Origin of the sequence: Pseudomonas sp. W2Aug9 (assembly GCF_023127755.1) — a bacterium.
Taxonomy (GTDB): domain Bacteria; phylum Pseudomonadota; class Gammaproteobacteria; order Pseudomonadales; family Pseudomonadaceae; genus Aquipseudomonas; species Aquipseudomonas synxantha_A.
Genome location: NZ_SPKL01000010.1, coordinates 427,724 through 447,951, shown reverse-complemented (window position 1 = coordinate 447,951; position 20,228 = coordinate 427,724). Strand labels below are relative to the sequence as shown.

General features: G+C 59.2%; 26 protein-coding genes. 10 read left to right on the top strand and 16 right to left on the bottom strand.

The window, feature by feature from the left end; translation table 11 throughout:
* Positions 1 to 114: 114 nt before the first annotated feature.
* From E3O56_RS08895 to tsaA, 7 genes are all read left to right on the top strand, one after another.
* Entirely contained in the window at positions 115 to 438 is a 324-nt protein-coding gene (locus tag E3O56_RS08895; protein WP_032877494.1) for a type II toxin-antitoxin system RelE/ParE family toxin, read from the top strand.
* Positions 435 to 770, top strand: coding sequence for an addiction module antidote protein (locus tag E3O56_RS08890; protein ID WP_032877495.1), 336 nt, complete (start codon positions 435 to 437; stop codon positions 768 to 770). Before E3O56_RS08895 ends, E3O56_RS08890 begins: the two co-directional genes overlap by 4 nt.
* A gap of 192 nt (positions 771 to 962) precedes the next feature.
* Entirely contained in the window at positions 963 to 2,291 is a 1,329-nt protein-coding gene (gene rimO, locus E3O56_RS08885) for a 30S ribosomal protein S12 methylthiotransferase RimO (RefSeq protein WP_169899532.1), read from the top strand.
* Between the two features lie 109 nt (positions 2,292 to 2,400).
* Positions 2,401 to 2,874 (top strand): GNAT family N-acetyltransferase, encoded by a 474-nt coding sequence (locus tag E3O56_RS08880; protein WP_078820442.1) that lies wholly within the window; start codon positions 2,401 to 2,403, stop codon positions 2,872 to 2,874.
* Between the two features lie 71 nt (positions 2,875 to 2,945).
* Positions 2,946 to 3,656: an rRNA pseudouridine synthase gene (locus E3O56_RS08875; RefSeq protein WP_005785471.1), complete on the top strand. Its 711-nt coding sequence runs from the start codon at positions 2,946 to 2,948 to the stop codon at positions 3,654 to 3,656.
* Between the two features lie 68 nt (positions 3,657 to 3,724).
* Positions 3,725 to 4,186 (top strand): DUF1456 family protein, encoded by a 462-nt coding sequence (locus E3O56_RS08870; protein ID WP_005785469.1) that lies wholly within the window; start codon positions 3,725 to 3,727, stop codon positions 4,184 to 4,186.
* Positions 4,187 to 4,189: 3 nt separating this feature from the next.
* Positions 4,190 to 4,885 carry a tRNA (N6-threonylcarbamoyladenosine(37)-N6)-methyltransferase TrmO gene (tsaA, locus tag E3O56_RS08865; RefSeq protein WP_103733430.1) on the top strand — a complete coding sequence of 232 codons (696 nt, stop codon included), beginning with the start codon at positions 4,190 to 4,192 and terminating at the stop codon, positions 4,883 to 4,885.
* A 66-nt stretch (positions 4,886 to 4,951) separates the two neighbouring features.
* Here tsaA and fpr read toward each other — a convergent pair whose 3' ends face one another.
* Positions 4,952 to 5,731: a ferredoxin-NADP reductase gene (gene fpr / locus E3O56_RS08860; RefSeq protein WP_003189055.1), complete on the bottom strand. Its 780-nt coding sequence runs from the start codon at positions 5,729 to 5,731 to the stop codon at positions 4,952 to 4,954.
* 125 nt (positions 5,732 to 5,856) lie between these two features.
* On the opposite strand from fpr, the gene E3O56_RS08855 reads away from it, so the two are divergent.
* Positions 5,857 to 6,783, top strand: a complete 927-nt coding sequence (locus E3O56_RS08855; protein ID WP_010212678.1) for a LysR family transcriptional regulator — start codon at positions 5,857 to 5,859, stop codon at positions 6,781 to 6,783.
* Between the two features lie 3 nt (positions 6,784 to 6,786).
* On the opposite strand, the gene E3O56_RS08850 is transcribed toward E3O56_RS08855, so the two are convergent.
* From E3O56_RS08850 to E3O56_RS08840, 3 genes are all read right to left on the bottom strand, one after another.
* Positions 6,787 to 7,149 carry a diacylglycerol kinase gene (locus E3O56_RS08850; protein ID WP_003189051.1) on the bottom strand — a complete coding sequence of 121 codons (363 nt, stop codon included), beginning with the start codon at positions 7,147 to 7,149 and terminating at the stop codon, positions 6,787 to 6,789.
* A gap of 75 nt (positions 7,150 to 7,224) precedes the next feature.
* Positions 7,225 to 7,875 (bottom strand): response regulator transcription factor ErdR, encoded by a 651-nt coding sequence (gene erdR, locus E3O56_RS08845; protein WP_032877498.1) that lies wholly within the window; start codon positions 7,873 to 7,875, stop codon positions 7,225 to 7,227.
* 251 nt (positions 7,876 to 8,126) lie between these two features.
* A complete protein-coding gene (locus tag E3O56_RS08840; protein ID WP_032877499.1) occupies positions 8,127 to 8,846 on the bottom strand; it encodes a tRNA-uridine aminocarboxypropyltransferase in 720 nt (239 codons plus the stop codon).
* A 178-nt stretch (positions 8,847 to 9,024) separates the two neighbouring features.
* Between E3O56_RS08840 and E3O56_RS08835 the strand changes: the two genes are divergently transcribed.
* Together E3O56_RS08835 and E3O56_RS08830 are read left to right on the top strand one after the other, a co-directional pair.
* Positions 9,025 to 9,465, top strand: a complete 441-nt coding sequence (locus E3O56_RS08835; protein ID WP_103733429.1) for a PA3611 family quorum-sensing-regulated virulence factor — start codon at positions 9,025 to 9,027, stop codon at positions 9,463 to 9,465.
* 293 nt (positions 9,466 to 9,758) lie between these two features.
* Positions 9,759 to 10,871 carry a TIGR00730 family Rossman fold protein gene (locus tag E3O56_RS08830; RefSeq protein WP_032877501.1) on the top strand — a complete coding sequence of 371 codons (1,113 nt, stop codon included), beginning with the start codon at positions 9,759 to 9,761 and terminating at the stop codon, positions 10,869 to 10,871.
* A gap of 61 nt (positions 10,872 to 10,932) precedes the next feature.
* Here the strand turns inward: E3O56_RS08830 and recX are convergent, their stop codons facing one another.
* From recX to E3O56_RS08770, 12 genes are all read right to left on the bottom strand, one after another.
* Positions 10,933 to 11,400 carry a recombination regulator RecX gene (gene recX, locus E3O56_RS08825; protein WP_005785456.1) on the bottom strand — a complete coding sequence of 156 codons (468 nt, stop codon included), beginning with the start codon at positions 11,398 to 11,400 and terminating at the stop codon, positions 10,933 to 10,935.
* An 8-nt stretch (positions 11,401 to 11,408) separates the two neighbouring features.
* The gene (gene recA, locus E3O56_RS08820) at positions 11,409 to 12,467 is read right to left on the bottom strand and encodes a recombinase RecA (protein WP_005785454.1); all 1,059 of its coding nucleotides are present in this window, start codon (positions 12,465 to 12,467) and stop codon (positions 11,409 to 11,411) included.
* Between the two features lie 83 nt (positions 12,468 to 12,550).
* The gene (locus tag E3O56_RS08815) at positions 12,551 to 13,051 is read right to left on the bottom strand and encodes a CinA family protein (protein ID WP_005785452.1); all 501 of its coding nucleotides are present in this window, start codon (positions 13,049 to 13,051) and stop codon (positions 12,551 to 12,553) included.
* 81 nt (positions 13,052 to 13,132) lie between these two features.
* Positions 13,133 to 13,612 carry a lysis system i-spanin subunit Rz gene (locus tag E3O56_RS08810; protein WP_248128105.1) on the bottom strand — a complete coding sequence of 160 codons (480 nt, stop codon included), beginning with the start codon at positions 13,610 to 13,612 and terminating at the stop codon, positions 13,133 to 13,135.
* On the bottom strand, positions 13,600 to 14,157 hold the full coding sequence (locus tag E3O56_RS08805; protein WP_032877504.1) for a glycoside hydrolase family 19 protein: 558 nt from the start codon (positions 14,155 to 14,157) through the stop codon (positions 13,600 to 13,602). Before E3O56_RS08805 ends, E3O56_RS08810 begins: the two co-directional genes overlap by 13 nt.
* A 67-nt stretch (positions 14,158 to 14,224) precedes the next feature.
* The gene (locus tag E3O56_RS08800) at positions 14,225 to 15,235 is read right to left on the bottom strand and encodes a contractile injection system protein, VgrG/Pvc8 family (RefSeq protein WP_248128104.1); all 1,011 of its coding nucleotides are present in this window, start codon (positions 15,233 to 15,235) and stop codon (positions 14,225 to 14,227) included.
* A 9-nt stretch (positions 15,236 to 15,244) separates the two neighbouring features.
* Positions 15,245 to 15,457: a tail protein X gene (locus tag E3O56_RS08795; RefSeq protein ID WP_005785409.1), complete on the bottom strand. Its 213-nt coding sequence runs from the start codon at positions 15,455 to 15,457 to the stop codon at positions 15,245 to 15,247.
* Entirely contained in the window at positions 15,450 to 15,833 is a 384-nt protein-coding gene (locus E3O56_RS08790) for a phage tail protein (RefSeq protein WP_248091054.1), read from the bottom strand. Before E3O56_RS08790 ends, E3O56_RS08795 begins: the two co-directional genes overlap by 8 nt.
* Complete coding sequence (locus E3O56_RS08785; RefSeq protein ID WP_248128103.1) at positions 15,833 to 17,674, bottom strand: phage tail tape measure protein; 1,842 nt, start codon at positions 17,672 to 17,674, stop codon at positions 15,833 to 15,835. Before E3O56_RS08785 ends, E3O56_RS08790 begins: the two co-directional genes overlap by 1 nt.
* A 127-nt stretch (positions 17,675 to 17,801) precedes the next feature.
* Positions 17,802 to 18,374 carry a phage tail assembly protein gene (locus E3O56_RS08780; protein ID WP_032877507.1) on the bottom strand — a complete coding sequence of 191 codons (573 nt, stop codon included), beginning with the start codon at positions 18,372 to 18,374 and terminating at the stop codon, positions 17,802 to 17,804.
* Between the two features lie 180 nt (positions 18,375 to 18,554).
* Entirely contained in the window at positions 18,555 to 19,061 is a 507-nt protein-coding gene (locus E3O56_RS08775) for a phage major tail tube protein (protein WP_005785401.1), read from the bottom strand.
* Positions 19,061 to 20,227, bottom strand: coding sequence for a tail protein (locus tag E3O56_RS08770; protein WP_032877508.1), 1,167 nt, complete (start codon positions 20,225 to 20,227; stop codon positions 19,061 to 19,063). Before E3O56_RS08770 ends, E3O56_RS08775 begins: the two co-directional genes overlap by 1 nt.
* Position 20,228 lies beyond the last annotated feature (1 nt).

The window sequence follows — 20,228 nt, the reverse complement described above, 5'->3', positions numbered from 1 at the left end:
GCCTCAGAAACTACTTAATCAGCTTGGCCGATCAATAAATTACGATCCGGCATGTCACCTTCAGTCCATATAAAAACTCAATCATCGCCCTGTCTCTTTTAAGGTACATTGCTCATGTACGAAGTGAAACATGTGCTGTCAGTCAATGGCGTGGATATCTACCAAGCTTGGCTAGACACCGTGCAAGACACACGTTCAAAAGCAAGAATCACTGCCAGAGTGGACCGCGCTTCGTTGGGTCACTTTGGCGTTACCGAGCCAGTAGGTGATGGAGTCTTTGAGATGAAGCTCGACTTCGGGCCTGGATTTCGCGTCTATTACGCAATCCAGGATCGAAAAATTGTGTTTCTGCTAGGCGGAGGCTCAAAGGCCAGACAGCAAAACGACATCAATCAGGCCAAGGCTCTCTGGACGTCTTATAAGGGGCAGCAAAAATGACCAGTCGGACTCGCTCTCATGAAGATAGCGTTCTTGAAATGCTCCAAGACGACGAGGCGTTTGCTCTCGAGTATCTCTCTGTAGCTCTTGAGGAAATCGATGAAGCGGGTGGTGAGGACGCCTTCCTTGTTGCTGTCCGCCGAGTCGCGGAAGCCCGTGGCGGAATGCTTAGCTTGTCGCAAAACACAGGGCTCAATAGGGCTAATCTCTACAGGTCCATCGCTGTGGGCGGCGATCCAAAGCTCTCCACCCTCCTGAAAGTACTTCAGGCATTAGGTGTGGGCATGTCTAAAGTCGTCTCGCACCGTACAGAACAAGACGTACGCGCTTGAAAGCGTTGTAAGCACTCTGCGAATTATCCAGCGCAGCACTCGTCGCATTTCCCTGCATAAAGCTGGTCAAGTGCGCTGCCCGCCGATAGAATTGCGCACTTTTTGATCAGAGGCGCACCAAGCGCCCATCCGTGCCTTGTCGTGCACGACCGGCAGCGTCATTCAATACCGAGGTTAGACATGTCCACCACCATCGCAAAAGCCAACCCCAAGGTTGGCTTTGTTTCCCTGGGTTGCCCGAAGGCTCTGGTCGACTCCGAGCGCATCCTCACGCAATTGCGGATGGAAGGCTATGACGTCGTGTCCACGTACCAGGACGCCGATGTGGTGGTGGTCAACACCTGCGGCTTCATCGACTCGGCCAAGGCGGAGTCGCTGGAAGTGATCGGCGAAGCCATCAAGGAAAACGGCAAGGTCATCGTGACCGGCTGCATGGGCGTGGAAGAAGGCAATATCCGTAACGTGCACCCGAGTGTGCTGGCGGTGACCGGCCCGCAGCAGTACGAGCAGGTGGTCAACGCCGTGCATGACGTGGTGCCGCCACGCCAGGATCACAACCCGCTGATCGACCTGGTGCCGCCTCAAGGTATCAAACTGACCCCACGCCACTACGCGTACCTGAAGATATCCGAGGGCTGCAACCACAGCTGCAGCTTCTGCATCATCCCGTCGATGCGCGGCAAACTGGTGAGCCGCCCGGTGGGTGATGTGCTTGACGAGGCCCAGCGCCTGGTCAAATCCGGCGTCAAGGAGCTGCTGGTGATCTCCCAGGACACCAGCGCCTACGGCGTCGACGTGAAATACCGCACTGGCTTCTGGAACGGCGCGCCGGTGAAAACCCGCATGACCGAACTCTGCGAAGCCCTCAGCAGCCTGGGCGTGTGGGTGCGCCTGCACTACGTTTACCCGTACCCGCACGTGGACGAGCTGATCCCGTTGATGGCCGCCGGCAAGATCCTGCCGTACCTGGACATCCCGTTCCAACACGCCAGCCCCAAAGTGCTCAAGGCAATGAAACGCCCGGCGTTCGAAGACAAGACCCTGGCGCGTATCAAGAACTGGCGCGAGATCTGCCCGGAGCTGATCATCCGCTCCACCTTCATCGTCGGCTTCCCCGGCGAGACCGAAGAAGACTTCCAGTACCTGCTCGACTGGCTGACCGAAGCGCAGCTGGACCGCGTCGGCTGCTTCCAGTACTCGCCAGTGGAAGGCGCTCCGGCCAACCTGCTGGACCTGGCCGTGGTGCCGGACGACGTCAAGCAAGATCGTTGGGAGCGCTTCATGGCGCACCAACAGGCGATCAGCTCTGCACGCCTGCAACTGCGCATCGGCAAGGAAATCGAAGTGCTGATCGACGAAGTCGACGAGCAAGGCGCCGTTGGCCGCTGCTTCTTCGATGCACCGGAAATCGACGGCAACGTGTTTATTGACGATGCCAGCGGCTTGAAGCCGGGCGACAAGGTCTGGTGCACCGTGACCGACGCCGACGAGTACGACTTGTGGGCTGAAAAGCGCGACTGAAGCGTGTTTGCGTAATATTTTGAAAAAGCCCCGCCTCTGACAAGATGCGGGGCTTTTTTAGGTCTATCGTTTTGCTCATCAGCGCAAATAACGCCAAGAGGCAGCGGTCATGCGACAGCATTCGGTCATCTATACGCCTAAATCCAGCGACTACCCGCGCCTGGCGCAGATCTGGGAAGCCTCAGTACGCGCCACCCACGACTTCCTGCCGGACAGCTATATCGACCGGTTGAAAAACCTGGTGCTGACCCGCTACCTGGATGCGGTGATGCTGATCTGCACCAAGGACTCGCGCCAGCGCATCACCGGGTTCGCCGGGGTGGTGGCCGGCAAGGTGGAAATGCTGTTTATCGACCCGCAACACCGTGGCCAGGGCCTGGGCCGGCAATTGCTGGGCTATGCCATCGAACACCTGAACGCCGAGGAACTGGACGTCAACGAGCAGAACCCCCAGGCGCTGGGCTTTTACCTCAAGCAGGGCTTCGAGGTGATCGGACGCACGGAGCATGATGGCCTTGGGCAGCCTTACCCGTTGCTGCATATGCGTTTGCGCCAGCTGCAACAGCAGGCGCGCCAGGGCTAAATGAAATGGGCTCGGGATTAACCGGCGCCAGGCAGGTACAATAGCCGCCCCCTTTTGTTACGGCCCTTGTCATGACTGACCCCATACGCCTCTCCAAACGCCTTATCGAACTGGTCGGTTGCTCCCGTCGGGAGGCTGAGCTGTTTATCGAAGGCGGCTGGGTCTCGGTGGACGGCGAAGTGATCGACGAGCCGCAGTTCAAGGTCACAACCGAAAAAGTCGAGCTGGACCCAGAGGCCAAAGCCACCCCACCAGAGCCGGTGACCATTCTGTTGCACGCGCCGGCAGGCATGGACGCTGAAACCGCCATGGCCACGATCAGCGCCGAAACCTTGTCTGAAGAACACCGCTTCAGCAAGCGCCCGCTCAAGGGGCATTTCCTGCGCCTGACCGCCAGCGCCGACTTGCAAGCCAAGGCCAGCGGCTTGCTGGTGTTCACCCAGGACTGGAAGATTCTGCGCAAGTTGACCGCCGATGCCGCCAAGATCGAGCAGGAATACGTAGTAGAAGTCGAAGGCGACATGGTTGCCCACGGCCTCAACCGCCTGAACCACGGCCTGACCTACAAAGGTAAGGAACTGCCCGCTGTGAAAGCCAGCTGGCAGAACGAAAACCGCCTGCGCTTTGCGATGAAAAACCCGCAACCCGGCGTTATCGCGCTGTTCTGCGAAGCTGTTGGCCTGAAAGTCATCGCCATCCGCCGTATCCGCATCGGCGGCGTGTCCATTGGCAAGGTGCCAGTGGGCCAATGGCGCTACCTGTCCGGCAAAGAGAAGTTCTAAGCCGTTCCCCTTTTCCCGACACCGCCTGATTGGGCGGCGTCATCAGTTCAATAGCAGGATTGCTCACCATGATTCACAACGACGTACTGCGCAGCGTGCGCTACATGCTCGACATCAGCGACAACAAGATGGTCGAGATCATCAAGCTCGGCGGCATGGACGTGACCAAGGAAGACCTGCTGACCTACCTCAAGAAAGATGAGGAAGAAGGCTTCGTGTTCTGCCCGGATGAAGTCATGGCTCACTTCCTCGATGGCTTGGTCATCTTCAAGCGCGGCAAGGACGAAAGCCGTCCACCGCAGCCGATCGAAACGCCGGTGACCAACAACATCATCCTGAAAAAGCTGCGCGTGGCCTTCGAACTGAAGGAAGACGACATGCATGCCATCCTCAAGGCAGCGGAGTTCCCGGTGTCCAAGCCAGAGCTGAGCGCGCTGTTCCGCAAGTTCGGCCATACCAACTACCGCACCTGTGGTGATCAGTTGCTGCGTAACTTCCTCAAGGGCCTGACCTTGCGGGTCCGTGCCTAAGCCATGAGTTACCAGGTCTCGCCCGTCGGTTTCGTACGCTCCTGCTTCAAGGAGAAGTTCGCCATCCCGCGCCAACCGCAACTGGCACCGGCTGCCCGTGGCGTGCTGGAGTTGGTGGCGCCGTTCGACCAGGGCGAGGCGGTGCAGGGGCTGGAACAGGTCAGCCATGTGTGGTTGCTGTTCCTGTTTCATCAGGCCCTTGAAGACAAGCCACGCCTGAAAGTGCGCCCGCCACGCCTGGGCGGCAATACGTCCATGGGCGTGTTTGCCACCCGTGCCACCCACCGACCTAATGGCATTGGCCAATCGGTGGTCAAGCTGGACAAGGTGGAACCGGGGCGACTGTGGATTTCCGGGATCGACTTGCTCGATGGCACGCCGGTGCTGGATATCAAGCCATATGTGCCCTATGCCGACATTGTCGACAGCGCTACCAACACCATTGCCAGCAGCGCGCCGCAACTGATTGCGGTGCAGTGGCTGAAGACGGCGCTGCAACAGGCGCAAGGCCACGCTCAACGCCTCGGCGAGCCGTTGGTGGAACTGATTGAGCAGTGTTTGGCGCAGGATCCGCGGCCGGCGTATCAGGTTCCTACGTCGGAACGGGAATACGGTGCGCAATTCTGGGATGTGGATGTGCGCTGGCACTACCCGGAACCCGGGATGATTTGTGTGCTGGAAGTGGTTCCCGCCGGATAAACCGGAGACTGAATGTGGGAGGGGGCTTGCCCCCTCCCACATTTTGATCTGCTTACTGACGCTGTATTACTTCTCGACGAACGCACGCTCGATCAGGTAATCGCCCGGCTCACGCATCCGTGGCGAAACCTTCAGGCCGAAGCTGTTCAGCACTTCGCTGGTCTCATCCAACATGCTTGGGCTGCCGCACAGCATGGCGCGGTCGTCTTCGGGGTTGATCGGTGGCAGGCCGATGTCGCTGAACAGCTTGCCACTGCGCATCAGGTCGGTCAGGCGGCCTTCGTTTTCGAACGGCTCGCGGGTCACGGTCGGGTAGTAGATCAACTTGTCACGCAGGGCCTCGCCGAAGAATTCGTTCTGCGGCAGGTGCTCGGTGATGAATTCGCGGTAGGCGACTTCGTTGACGTAGCGCACGCCGTGGCACAGGATGACTTTTTCGAAACGCTCGTAGGTCTCCGGGTCCTGGATCACGCTCATGAACGGCGCGAGGCCAGTGCCGGTGCTGAGCAGGTACAGGTGTTTGCCCGGCTTCAAATCGTCAAGCACCAAGGTGCCCGTCGGTTTTTTGCTGATGATGATCTCGTCGCCTTCCTTCAAGTGCTGCAATTGGGAAGTCAGCGGGCCATCCGGCACCTTGATGCTGAAGAATTCCAGATGCTCTTCCCAGTTCGGGCTGGCAATCGAGTAAGCGCGCATGAGCGGGCGGCCGTTGGGCTGTTGCAGGCCGATCATCACGAACTGACCGTTCTCGAAGCGCAGGCCCGGATCGCGGGTGCACTTGAAGCTGAACAGAGTGTCGTTCCAGTGATGAACACTGAGGACACGCTCGTGGTTCATGTTGCTCATGTACGGGGGACTCCTGGAAATGGGTCTGCGCCAAAGGTAAGGATGCGCAATTGCACAGCATTCTAATGGCGGCGACAATATCTGTTAACTGGATTATTAAGATAAGGGTTATCGGTTATATCGATATGCGATTTACTCTCCGTCAACTGCAAGTTTTCGTCGCCGTCGCCCAGCAGGAAAGCGTCTCGCGCGCTGCTGGCCTTCTGGCCTTATCTCAATCCGCCGCCAGCACGTCGATTACCGAGCTGGAGCGTCAATCCAGCTGCCAATTGTTCGACCGCGCCGGCAAACGCCTGAGTCTCAACGCCCTCGGTCACCAGCTATTGCCCCAGGCGGTTGCACTGCTGGACCAGGCCAAAGAGATCGAGGACCTGCTCAACGGCAAGTCCGGCTTCGGCTCCTTGGCGGTCGGCGCGACCCTGACCATCGGCAATTACTTGGCGACGCTGCTGATTGGCAGCTTTATGCAGCAGCATCCCGAAAGCCAGGTGAAACTCCATGTGCAGAACACTGCACATATCGTGCATCAGGTAGCGCACTACGAAATTGACCTGGGTCTAATTGAAGGCGACTGCAGCCACCCGGATATCGAGGTGCAAACCTGGGTAGAAGACGAGCTCGTGGTGTTTTGTGCGCCCCAGCATCATCTGGCCAAACGTGGCGTGGCCAGCATGGATGAGTTGACCCACGAGGCGTGGATCCTGCGCGAACAAGGCTCGGGCACGCGCCTGACGTTTGACCAGGCCATGCGCCATCATCGCAGCGCGCTGAATATCCGTCTGGAACTGGAACACACCGAGGCGATCAAGCGGGCAGTGGAGTCGGGGTTGGGGATCGGCTGCATTTCGCGGCTGGCGCTGCGCGACGCGTTCCGCCGCGGCAGCCTGGTACCGGTGGAAACCCCGGATCTGGACCTGGCCCGGCAGTTCTACTTCATCTGGCATAAGCAGAAATACCAGACCTCGGCGATGCGCGAGTTTCTCGAACTGTGCCGCGCCTTCACCGCCGGGGTGCAGCGCAGCGACGAGATCGTACTGCCGAGTATCGCCTGATCGTCAGATCAGGATCACAGCCCACACCAGGGTGATCATGGTCAGTGCCACAAATTGCGCGGCGCTGCCCATGTCCTTGGCGTTCTTCGACAGCGGATGGCGGTCCAGGGAAATACGGTCAATGGCCGCTTCTACCGCAGAGTTGAGTAATTCGACAATCAACGCCAGCAGGCACACCGCAATCAGCAGTGCTCGCTCGACCCGGCTGACCTGCAGGAAAAAGCTCAAAGGGATCAGGATGACGTTCAACAACACCAACTGACGGAACGCCGCCTCGCCGGTGAAAGCTGCGCGCAGACCATCCAGGGAATAGCCCCCTGCATTGAAGATACGTTTGATACCGGTTTGACCCTTGAAAGGCGACATAGATGTAGGCAACTGAACCAAAGAAGTGGGGAAGCTAGATCACGCAAAGTCAAAAAAGCGTGAAGCGGCTGTAACTTAATGTTGCGAGATTGACTCAAGTTGTTGCAAGAGCAACGCCGCCTGGGTCCGGGTACGCACTCCCAGCTTACGGAAAATCGCCGTTACATGGGCCTTGATGGTCGCTTCCGACACGCTCAATTCGTAGGCAATCTGCTTGTTCAGCAAACCCTCGCAGACCATGGTCAGCACCCGAAACTGCTGGGGTGTGAGACTGGCCAGGCCATCACGGGCGGCCTTGGCTTCGTCGGACACGTTGATTTGTTCAAACGCCTGGGGCGGCCAGGACACATCGCCGTCCAATACCGCGCGCACGGCTTTCTGGATATCTTCCATCGCGCTGGACTTGGGAATGAAGCCACTGGCGCCAAACTCCTTGGAGCGCACCACCACGTCGGCTTCCTCCTGGGCCGAGACCATCACCACGGGGATCTGCGGGTATTGCCCGCGCAGCAGCACCAGCCCGGAAAAGCCGTAGGCACCGGGCATGTTCAGGTCAAGCAGCACCAGGTCCCAGTCGGATTTTTCGGTGAGGCGAGCTTCCAGTTCGGCGATGCTGGCCACTTCGACCAGGCGAACATCAGGGCCAAGCCCCAGGGTGACTGCCTGATGCAGAGCGCTGCGAAACAGCGGATGGTCATCGGCTATCAGGATTTCGTATGTGGCCATTGGTTAAATGATCCTGTTTTTTATGGCAGCCCTGATGGTTCAGGGCTCACCAATACACAAGGCGACGGCCTGGCAGCTATCGCCACAGGGCCTGCTCAACGTCAAAAGCACTTGAAACGACGTCAGGCATTCACGGTTGCGCCCCAATCGGCGCCCAGCATGACCAGCGTAGCCTGGAGGGTCAAGCACTACGCCCGCGGGCATTTTAGCGGGTTGCAGGTTTACGGTGCCATCATGCAAACGTCGTCTGGTTATACCGCCGGGATGTAGGGTGCAAGGCGAGTATGCACAGCGTCCATCGGGTCCAGCGGCATTTGGAACTTGGCAGCCAGGTAATGGGTGCTGAATACATCGAGATAGGCATCCAACACTTCGCTGGCGGCCACGTCTTCGGCCAACTCCAGACAAAGTGCCGCCACCTCGGCGGTGCAGAAATGGTCATCACGCTTGGAACGCCGCAGTTTGTAGCGTGACAACTGCTCTGGCGCCAGGCTCAGTACCGGCAAGTGCTCCAAGTAGGGGCTTTTGCGAAACATCTTGCGCGCTTCGCTCCAGGTGCCGTCCAGCAAGATAAACAGCGGGCGCTTGCCCTCCTCCATGCGCACTTCACTGACCACCCGTTCTGGTGCCACGAATTCACCGGGGAAGACAATATATGGCTGCCACTGCGGATCGGCCAACAATCTGAGCAAATCGGGGTCGACTTCGGTGCGCGACCATGCGAATGCAGTGGTGTCGTGTATGACATCAGCGATCAGCCAACCCGTGTTGCTGGGTTTCATCGGCTCAACGTCATGCATCAACAGGCACATGGCCGACTTGGCTTGTACCTGGGGCCGCCAGGCACATAAGCAGTACTCGGGAATTACCCGACAGCCGGGGCAACGCTCAGCTCGGGAACCACGATTAAGAAACGGCCTGACGGCACGCGCCAGACGCTGAGCACGCAAACGGGAAACGGCGTGGCTCATCGGGCACGCGGCGAAGAAAAGGGAATCGGCACGGAAGAAACTCGTGAAAAGCAGAAGTCCCGCAGTTTACCAGCGATACGCCTGGCTGTAGTGGCAAGGGCTCACCTATAATTGCGCGCCACTGAACGCACAGCGCAGTGGCTGGTCTATGCACCAGTAACCGAATCAGGAGAGTTTCATGCTGCGTTCCATGCTGCGCCTTGTTGCCCCATCCCTCGCCATAGCGTTGGTCTTGCCTATGGGCGCCCACGCGGCCTCGCTGCTGGAGGCTCAAATGAACAGGAAACTGCAAAGCGTCGCGGCCGAAAGCAACAAGGACCTGCCCCGGGAAATTGATGAAAAGACCCTGGAAGTGGCCTACACCGTTGAAGGTATGCAGCTGATTGATCACCTCAGCGTTCAGCCTGATCGTGCCGAACAGATGCGTGCCAACCCCAAGGCTGTGTATTTCCAGCTCGGCCGCAGCGTCTGCACCAACCCAGGCTACCGCGAGCTGATGGCCAAGGGCGCAGTGATGCGCTATGAAATCACCGAGAACAAAAGCAACCGCCCTGTGGCATCGGTCAAGTTCGTTGAAGCGGATTGCCCGGCACCGGCTGCGGCGAAGAAGAAAAAGTAAGCACGATTTGACCGTCGCGCGCTGCTGTCCAGCGGCGCGCACTCCCCCGCTCCAGCTCCTGCCAACGACTAAACTACGCGATGAGTAACCAATAAGCGGTTGCCAGCCAAGGGTTTTTCGGCCCATGATCAAGCCATCCCATACGCCCGCCCACAGCTACTTCAATGCTGTTCTGTAACACTTTCAGGGCATAAGCGGCCTGCCCTCCTGTGGCATGCAACGACACATGCAGTGTCGTGGCCCCGACGACGCTCTCGTCGACTATCCAGGCCCTGTAAAGAAGGAGAAGTTGAATGCCTTATGAATCCAATGATCAGTTGCTTCGTCATTTTGAAGAAAACGGGACCGACCTCACGCAGCAGGTCGACGCGCAAATCCAGTTGATCGCCCCCAACAGCCCGAATATCCCCCTTTATCGCGACATGATCCTTACCGTTCTGCGCATGGCCCAGGACGACCGGGATCGCTGGAATGCCAAGATCACCCTGCGCGCCATTCGTGAATTGGACCATGCATTTCGCGTACTCGAACAATTCAAGGACCGGCGCAAGGTGACGGTGTTCGGCTCGGCACGTACACCTGTGGAAAGCCCACTGTATGCACTGGCACGAGAGGTGGGTGCAGCATTGGCGCGCTCCGACCTGATGGTGATCACCGGCGGTGGCGGCGGCATCATGGCGGCAGCCCACGAAGGCGCGGGCCTGGCGCACAGCCTGGGGTTCAATATCACGCTACCCTTTGAACAGCACGCCAACCCCACCATCGATGGCACCGAAAACCTGCTGTCATTCCACTTCTTCTTTACCCGCAAGCTGTTCTTCGTCAAGGAAGCCGACGCGCTGGTGTTGTGCCCAGGCGGTTTCGGCACCCTGGACGAGGCTTTGGAAGTACTGACCCTGATCCAGACTGGCAAGAGCCCGCTGGTGCCAGTAGTGTTGCTGGATGCGCCGGGCGGTGGGTTCTGGCAAGGTGCCCTGGACTTTATCCGCAGCCAGTTGGAAGCCAACCGCTACATTCTGCCTACTGACCTCAAGCTGATACGCCTGGTCTACAGCGCCGAAGAAGCAGTGGATGAAATCAACCAGTTCTATGCCAACTTCCACTCCACCCGTTGGTTGAAACGCGAGTTTGTGGTGCGCATGAACCATCCTCTCAGTGAGCGTGCTCTGGCCCATTTGCAGCAAGAGTTTGCCAGCCTGCGGCTCAGTGGCGAGTTTCAACAGCTCGCCTATACAGGCGAAGACCATGACGAACCAAGGTTCAGTCACTTGACCCGCCTGATGTTCAACTTCAATGGCCGCGACCAGGGGCGACTGCGTGAATTGGTGGATTACATCAACCTGCCGGAAAACTGGGCACAGGCCCAAGGCAAGACGCAGCAACGTGTGACGTCACTGCCGGCGTAGTTTTTTGCAGGCGAAAAAAAAGCCCACTATTTTCATAGTGGGCCTTTTCGTTTTGGGGCGTTCAGTCGTCCATATCGCGGCCGCTCAACAAGCGGCTGATCATGTCCATCGAAAACCCGCGATAGCTCAGAAAGCGCCCTTGCTTCGCACGCTCCCTGGCGTCAATCGGAAGGTGCCCCGCAAACTTGCGGCGCCAAGTGTCTTCCAACTGCGACTGCCAGTTGATACCGCACTCACGCAGGGCAAGGTCGATATCGGCACGTTGCAGACCACGCTGGCTCAGCTCTTCACGAATCCGCGCAGGGCCGTAACCGGAGCGCGCTCGATAGGACACAAAACTTTCAAGGTAACGGGCTTCCGACAACAGCCCTTCTTCTGTCAAACGGTCGAGGGCTGTTTCGATCATCTCAGGCTCTGCGCCGCGCTGACGCAATTTACGCGTCAGCTCGACTCGGCCATGCTCGCGGCGAGCGAGCAGGTCCATTGCAGTGCGCCGAACGGCAACGAGTGTATCCAGTACAACGGTCATCGTTTGCTTCAGATGTCAGTGTCGGCTTCTTCCATCTCGTCAACCGGCTCGCGGTTAGCGGCAGCTTTCACGTCCGGCGCCGGGGTCAGCAGCTTGTCGCGAATCTGCTTCTCAAGCGTGGCAGCGATATCCGGGTTGTCCGCCAGGAACTTGGCCGAGTTGGCCTTGCCCTGACCGATCTTGCTGCCGTTGTAGGCATACCAGGCACCGGACTTTTCGACGAAACCGTGCAGTACACCCAGGTCGATCATCTCGCCGTTCAGGTAGATACCCTTGCCGTAGAGAATCTGGAACTCAGCCTGACGGAATGGCGGGGCCACTTTGTTCTTCACAACCTTGACGCGAGTTTCGCTACCGACAACCTCGTCACCTTCCTTCACCGCGCCAGTACGGCGGATATCCAGACGGACCGAAGCGTAGAACTTCAGCGCGTTACCACCGGTGGTGGTTTCCGGGCTGCCGAACATCACGCCGATCTTCATGCGGATCTGGTTGATGAAAATCACCAGGCAGTTGGCGTTCTTGATGTTACCGGTGATTTTACGCAGCGCCTGGGACATCAGGCGGGCTTGCAGGCCCACGTGCATGTCGCCCATTTCGCCTTCGATTTCAGCCTTGGGTACCAGGGCAGCCACGGAGTCGACCACGATCACGTCAATGGCGTTGGAGCGCACCAGCATGTCGGTGATTTCCAGGGCTTGCTCGCCGGTGTCCGGCTGGGAAACCAGCAGGTCATCGACGTTGACGCCCAGCTTGCCGGCGTACTCAGGATCCAGGGCGTGCTCGGCGTCGACGAACGCGCAGGTGGCGCCCATCTTTTGCGCCTGGGCAATCACCGACAGGGTCAGGGTGGTTTTACCGGAAGATTCAGGACCGTAGATTTCAACGATACGGCCTTTTGGCAGGCCGCCAATGCCGAGCGCGATGTCCAGACCCAGAGAGCCAGTGGAAATAGCCGGGATCGCCTGACGGTCGTGATCGCCCATACGCATTACGGCACCCTTGCCGAATTGACGTTCGATCTGACCCAGGGCCGCAGCCAAGGCTTTCTTCTTGTTGTCGTCCATTAAAGTCCTCACGTAATCAATAAGGCCTGACGGCCAACACCTGTATAAGTAGACAGTATTGTTCCACAAAGATCGGTGATCGCCTACCCCTGTTTCTCGATTTCTGCTGCAGCTCGTCGCAACAAGCCCTCCAGTGCGGCTTTTACCGTTTGTCGGCGCACCTCGTCGCGGTTGCCGGGGAAGTGCGCAAGCTCGGCTGTCACCTCGTCGCCCACTGCAAAGGCCAGCCAAACGGTGCCCACCGGCTTGTCTGGCGAGCCGCCATCGGGGCCGGCCACACCGCTGACCGCCACGGCAAACCGCGCCAGGCTTTTTTCCTGAGCGCCGCGGGCCATCGCCTCCACCACTTCCTGGCTGACGGCGCCTACTTTGGAAAAGAGTTTTTCCGGCACGTTCAACTGCCGGGTCTTCTGGCGATTGGAATAGGTGACATAGCCCGCCTCGAACCAGGCCGAACTGCCCGGGATCCGCGTGATGGCTTCGGCAATGCCGCCGCCGGTACAGGACTCGGCAGTGGTGACGTGGGCACTGAGCACCTGCAAACGGCGACCCAGTTCAGCGGCCAGTTGAGTGATTTCCTTCACGGTCGTCTCCAGGAGTGGGCGGGGGTTCGCCTACCCTACAGGAGCCTATCGGCCATGCAAGATACAGAGTGCATCAAGAGGCTAACGCGCGACGGCCTGCACATAGGCCTGGCAAGCGCGCAAGGCGATCAGGGCGCTGTCGCCGTCGTCGGTGATGCGGATAATTCGCTGAGCATGCGCCGGGTCAAGTCGGGCTCGCGGGGCTGCATGAACCAGGCTGCCGGCGGTGGTGGAGGCAGGCACTGTACAGCCAGTGGCGGAATCGGCGGCGTCGAGAAGGACTGACAACCGCACATCAGCAGTGGCCAGACGGTCACGCAGAGCAGCTTGGTTGCGTTGGGCATCGCTCAACTCCTGGGTGTGTTGGTGGTCGTTGACGTTGAGCTGTTGCTCCAGAGCCCGGCGTTGGTTTTGTGCTGCCAGCCTTTGCTGGTTCAGCGCTTGAACATGGGTGCTTGATTGCAGCTCAAGCTGCGCACCATATCGCCAAGCCTGGACCTGCCAAACAAACGCCATGAGCAGACACACGCCGATCAAACGCAACGCACTTAGGAGATGCATAACACCGCCTTGGCCCGCGCCCACAAGCGCAAACGCTCATCCAGGCCATTGAGACCGCCGTTGATACGCCGAGTGATAGCGGTGAATTGGTCCCTGTCGGCCAGTTCATTCAAACCGTTGCTCTGCCAAAACCAGGCTGCCGATTCGCAAGCCCATTGCGGTTGCTCCAGCAATTGCGGTTGCAGCAGCAGGCGATCATCGCCGAACAGCGCTCGGCTGCAGGCCAGGTAGTTGCGACGCCCCGTGATCTGGATAAGCCCCCTGCCCCGATACTTCTGGCCATCGCCATCCGCCTCGGGCGTGTTGCCCAGCCGGGCGGCCAGGGTACCGGTGTCGTATTTGCTCAGGTAGTGATCGCTACCCAGTTCTCGCACATAGAGCAACTGAGCAGATTCGTGGCCGATTTGGGCGAGGAATGCCGCAGTGCGTTCAGGTGTGGTGATTTGGTGATGGGACATCGCCGTGTTTAACGCCGAAATGAAAACTCCCGCTTTAAGGCGGGAGTTTGGTAGTACTTTAACCAGCTGTTGCTCAGATAGAACCATGCATCCCTCCTTCTTGAGCTCGAGCTTTCAGTGATACACGAACTCAAGCTCCCTCTTCTGCCCGCGCCTAAGACGCCAATCCACTGGCCATGATCGAACTGCGATACCCCGTCGCCGGGTCGCCAACGTGGGTCACTTGAGTAATCGACCAGCGCCCCTGCATATACGAAGGCCAGGTTTCATCCAGCACCAGCAAGCCTTCGGCAGCGAGCAACGGGTTACCGGGGCAATCGATCTGCAGCTTCAAACCTTCACGTCCCACCCGGCGCAGTTCGCCTTCGGCCACGGCGCGGGCTTCGGCTTCGTTCTGGCAGCGCTGGCGCAGGGTCTTGAACGGGGCAATCCCGACCTGGACCATGCGCTGCTTGCCAGCTCCGGAATCCCACCAGCTGACGCGGCTGCCCATGTATTTGGAGCGCGATTTTTCGTCGAGCTTGGCGGTGATAAAGGCCTGCTCACCGGGACGGTTGTCCTCGGTCACCGACAATTTCACTTGCGGTAATAGCTGGCCGGAGAGTGATTTGGCTTGCCCCGCTTCGGCCAGCACATAGAGTTCGTTGAACGGCTTGGTGACAGCGTTGTAGCGTTTGGCCAAGCGGGTGATGAAGGCCATGTCGCTTTCGTTGGACTGGTCGATGTGCGCAATCGCAATGCCGTCCAACGTCGGTGCCACTCGCGGTGAAAAACCATGGCGGCTGACCAGTTGACGAAACAATGCCCCCAAGGTAGTCGGCCCATGGCTGGCGGAGCGGCGCTGGCGATAGCCGCTTTTATCCGCCTCGCTGAAGGGCGCGGCGGTGGCCACGATCATCAGGCGCATCGGAAACAACACCGGGGTGCGTTGGGTGACAACAAACTCGCCTTTTTCCACCAAGCCGGTTTCCAGGTAACCGACACGCAGGCCGATCTTGCCACTGAGGCTGGGCAAGCCCTCCATCCCTTCTATGTTAAGGGTCAGTTCCAGGCGGTCAGTCTGGATACCCGCGGCGTCGGTGTGGCTCCAGTGCATCAGGCGTTGATTGAGCAGCGCCGCGTTGGCGCCGTAGAACTCTACGACCGGGGTAAATCCCTGTGCCATGCAGCCTCCTTAATCCCAGGCCAGAACGGGCCGTACAGCAGCCGGCCGGGCTTGCATCTCAGGCACGACCACCCATACGCCTGCCGGCAGTACCGGGCCGTATTCAGCCAGTTCAGGGTTCAAGCGCCAGAGGGTTTCTTCCGCCGCGTCATCGCAACGCCCCAGTTCGCGGTAGAGCAGCAGGTTGACCGAGTCACCGGCGATACTTCGTACTCTACGCATTGACGAATTCCTCCAGTTCAAGGGTCCAGGTCATGACCATGGCGGTGCCGTCATCGATCACGTTGCTCTGGTTTTCCATCACTGCATTGATCCGCCACTGGCCCCAGTTACGGCCGATGCCGTCGACCAGCGGCAACGGCGCTCGCGCATTTTGCAGAGCGCGCAATTCGTCCAGGCGCTGCATGCCAACGGCGTACATGGCCGTGCCGCTGAAGATGAGTTTTTCCAGCTTCTGGCCGCTCTGACGCGACTGCGGCTTGCTGGCAATGATCGCCAGATCACTCCAGCCGCCGTCGCTGTTGCGGGCCAGTGTGGAATAGGCGAACCCTCGGGATAAGCCAAAAATAAAGTCGCCCAGTACCATTTGTTGTCGCATCAATCACCTCCTGAGGGATCGGCCAGTGCCGCGTTGCGCCGGATGCCCAGGGAATCGGTGACCATCGGCACGCATTGAAATTGCAGGGCCTGGATCACCTGATTGACCACTTGCTGGGCGTCCGCCGGATTAACGCCGGTGATCTGAATGCTCGGTGAGAGCGTGATCTGGACGTTGTCCGTTCGCGCGCTGTTGAGCTCTTTACTCAGCGCGTTCGGCGCAGGCAGACGATCGCCTGAACCGAACAACTTGTCCCCAAGCCAGCTTCCGGCTTCGCTGCCGAGCAAGCCACCGATGGCGCCGCCGACTGCGGTGCCGATGCCTGGGAAAACCAGAGTGCCGAGCGCGGCGCCGGCGGATGCTCCCGCCCAGGCGCCGCCAGCGATGCCAAGGCCAGCACCGACGGCCTTGACGTCGCCATTGCGTACGCCCTGGACCACGTCAACGGCGGTGTCGACATACTTCAGCGGGCCGAGACGGCGCGCGCCGGCAGACTCCAGCTTACTCATCACGCCCAACAGCCCGGAAGCCGGTATTTTGGGCGCGGGAGTCACCACAGGCACGGCTGAACGCTCATGGCTGACAGCCTGTGAGTGTGGCTGGGTCGTTGCGCGAGCTCCGGAAGGCACGGGCACGCGCCTGCGTTCCGAGGCTTCAATCAGCCCAGGGGCTCTATTCGGGATCGAATGACGCAGATCAGTGTGAGTCGTTCGGTTATTGACCTGGGCACCACGCGGCTGCAGACCTTGCACGGGTGCTCCGGCATGGAAACCATTGGACTGCGCCGGGAATAAGGGTTGGATGAAGCGCTCAGACAGACTGCGCAGCGTCGACATCACCCCAGCGTTTTTCACAGATGCCCGCTTTGTAAACGCCGGCCTCGCCACAGACGCCTGTTTCTTCTGCGCTTGCTGTTTCTTCTGCGCGTTGCGCGCCTTCTGGTTTTTCTGCGACTTGGGCCTATTGCTACCCCTTTTCCTGACAGAAGAGCCTCTGCGACTGGAGCGGCGACTACTCAGTGAGGCTTGGGTTGCAGTGGCGCAGCAGCATGGCTGATCCTTTTTAAAGCCGTCGCTCTTGAACAGTTTGCCAACCACTCCAGGCAGTTTGCCCAGCGTCACGTCGACCACATTGCTCGTCACCCGACTTTTTATCGTATCTCCCAAACCCGAAAAAAAGTCGGTAAACACAGGTGAAAACACCGGCAGAATCACCGCCTCAGCGGTTTTCACAGTGGTGGCGGCAGCCGGAGATGTACTCGCCCAGGCGTTGGCTTTGTCCATCACTTCGGTCTTTTTCTGAAGCCACACGTCTTCCCAGAGTACCGGTGCTGGCTTGAGCGTCGTGGAGAGCCGCTCCTCGCTCTTTGAGGACGCCTCGCGCAGCTGCGCTATGGTTTTTTCCTTGATGGCTGGCGCAGCAAACGATTGTTGAAAAGCTGCGACCGGATCGAGGCTCTTTACCTCGCTCAGCGTCATGGCTTCACGGATCAGCCGCAGTTCTTGCGATGTGCTCGACGTCACTTCGGTGGTTGTCGTCTGATCGCTGCGTTTTTCGGTTTTGGACGGTTCAATGCCCATTGCCGTAAGCTGCGGCAAGGAGGCTTGCAGCGCGTCCACACTATCGCGCAGCAACCCCAGGGACAGCGAAAGCCCCTGGAGTTGCAAACCGGCATTGGTCAGTTCCAGGCCCATCGAGGACAATGGCGCCGCCTCTGCATGACTTTCAGATGCCATCGGGCCCGGGTTAACACTATCGGCACCCTTCGCGCCGCCTGCGTTGCTGAATACACCCTGGCCATCCTTGACCATGGCATATGCGAGCGAATACTTGTGCTGCATCCCGCTTACTCCTGTTTAACGCCAAGGCGAGTGATCGCAATGTCGTAGCGGCGCAATGCTTTTCCGGCGTCCCAGTCGAGGATCTCCGCCTCATTGACCGAGTAGATCAGCGGCACCACATCGAGGATTACTTCGATGTCGCGCTGCGAAAGAAGTCCGCCGGTTGATTTAAAAAATCGTCGATACGCTCCTGCAGTTCCGTCCAGTCGGGCACGGTCAAGCCGGCCAGGTCAGGGATCATCAGGCCGGTGCAATGGGCGGTGATGAACTCGGCGCGCTCTTTGTTGGTGGCGAGTTTTTTCATCACCTTGGTGGCGCGCAGGGCAGGCATTTCCAGGGGCAGTTCGGTCAGGGTTCGGCCGGCTGCGTTCAGGGGCAATAGCAACTGGACGGGTTGGTCGTGGGGTGTCGCTTCATCCGCATTCAGGAAGAACGACGTCGGGCGCGTCGACATCTCGTGTACGTACTGGGCAATGCTCACGTAGTCAGGGCGCTTGAGCTGGTCGAGCTCTTTTTCCGACAGGCCAGTGGCGAGTTTCGCCAGTTCGAAAAACTGATCGTCCTCGTCATCACCGGCCCGGGCCAGCGCGTCTTTTTGCGCGGCGTAGAACAACGGTTTTAGCTGAACCTGCTGGATCGTCGCGCCGGTGTCGGCGGTGATCGGAGCCAGCAGGATGTGCAACGGTGGCATCCAGGCCATGGGGCAATTCCTTGTAGAGCGGTATTGAAAAGCACGGGAATCCCAATCTGAGCGCGGTCTCTGTGGGAGCTGGCTTGCCTGCGATAGCATCAACTCGGTGCTCCAGACGCACCGAGTCGCCTGCATCGCGGGCAAGCCCGGCTCCCATATTGACCGTGCCCGCTTCGATTGCAGTTATCCTTACGGCATCAGCACGGCGCGGCGCGCATCGCCAAGAATATCGACGCCGTTGAGCACGAACTTCTGGGTGCGCACGTCGATGTCGATCACCGAAACGCCATTTTCCAGACGGTTGTAGGTACGGCAGGACAGTTCCAGCGTGGTGGTAGCCTTGTCGCCCATTTTCAGCTTCGCCTCCTCCAGGGATTTGAGCTTGCCGCCGACGGTGTGGTAGGTGAAGTAGGTCTTCCCGTCCTGGTCCTGGCCGGCTTCACGCACGTTCAGCAGGATGTCGTCGCCCATGCGCACGCCCAGGGCCAGCATGATTTCCGGACCGGCACCTTGCAGCACCAGCTTGGCATTGAGCACCTTGCCGCTCTTGGCCATTTCCTCGGCGATAAAGCGACCTCCGGACATGGGCTCCATGTCGAACTCGATCTTCGGCGGGGTGAACTCTTCCACGGTTGCGGACAACGGCAGGCCTTGAAGGGTGGCCGCAATGGCCTGTCTGACTCGGTTGGTAAACATTAGAGAACGTCCTCCAGGAACTGCTCGATGATTTCATCGCGGGCGTTGAGTTGATAAACCATGTGTTCGTTCGGCGCGTAGCGGCCGTAGTCGATAACGATGAACCAGGTGCCGTTCTTGTACTTCTCGACGCTGTTCAATTCCGGGTGCAGGTATACGCTGCCGCCAGGGATGGTCTCGTCGGCCACCAGGGTTTGCAGCCAGTCGTTGATGCGCTTGACCTCCTGGTCCATGAAGGACTTGGTGAGGTTCTTGGCCATGGCTTTCTGGCCGGCCTTGACCAGCTTGCGGCTGATAGCATCTTCCAGGCCGACGTAGCTGATGAACTTGCCGGTGATGGAGCGGTTACCCAGCAGCGAGAAACCGCCGAGGATGGTGCGGGCGTAGTAGCTCACGCCGTAGCGGTTGAGCAGGTCCCCTTCGGTGGAGGTATCGAGGATGTTGTACTCGACCACGCGGGAAACGTCTTCGGCGAAGGTCACCTGGTTGCCCGGGCTTTCCCACTGTTTGACCTTGGCCAGTGCGGCGATGGCCAACGAGGATGGCGACAGGAATACGTTTTTCTTCGCGGCCTTGGAGTACACCGACGGCATGTTGTGCACCAGCAGGCAACGGTCGAAACCGAGGTCGGCACCGCCCAGCTCGCCGCTGTAGGTCACTTGATCGGCCACCGAAGCGTCCTTGCCATCCAGTACCACACGCGCCTTGATGCGCTTGCCGAAGGAGGCAAACTCACCGGCCACGGCCTTGGTGCCGGTAAAGCCTGGAGCGCCGATGATGGTCAGGTCTTCAGGCACGCTGCTCAGGGCCGCTAGGCCCAGCTTGCGGCCGGTGACCGGGTCGTTGCCGCCGATCACATTGTTGATCGTATCGGCCGGGGTGGCGCCTTCTTCGACGATGACCACATAGACCGGCACCTTGACCACTTTGAGGATCTGGTACACCGCCTGGAACAAGGTGCCCGACTCGGTGCCGGTGGGGTCCAGCAGCGCCTGGGTGGTGAAGCTGTTGATGCGAAACGGCGCGTTTTTGGGAATCGAAGCATGGGCATTCGGCGCAGTGCCGACCAGGCCGATCACGTTATCGCCAAGGCCACCCATGGCCTCGGGGGATTCAGTGGCATTCACAGTGATGCCGTTGTGCTCGAAGTTCAAAACCTCAGCCATG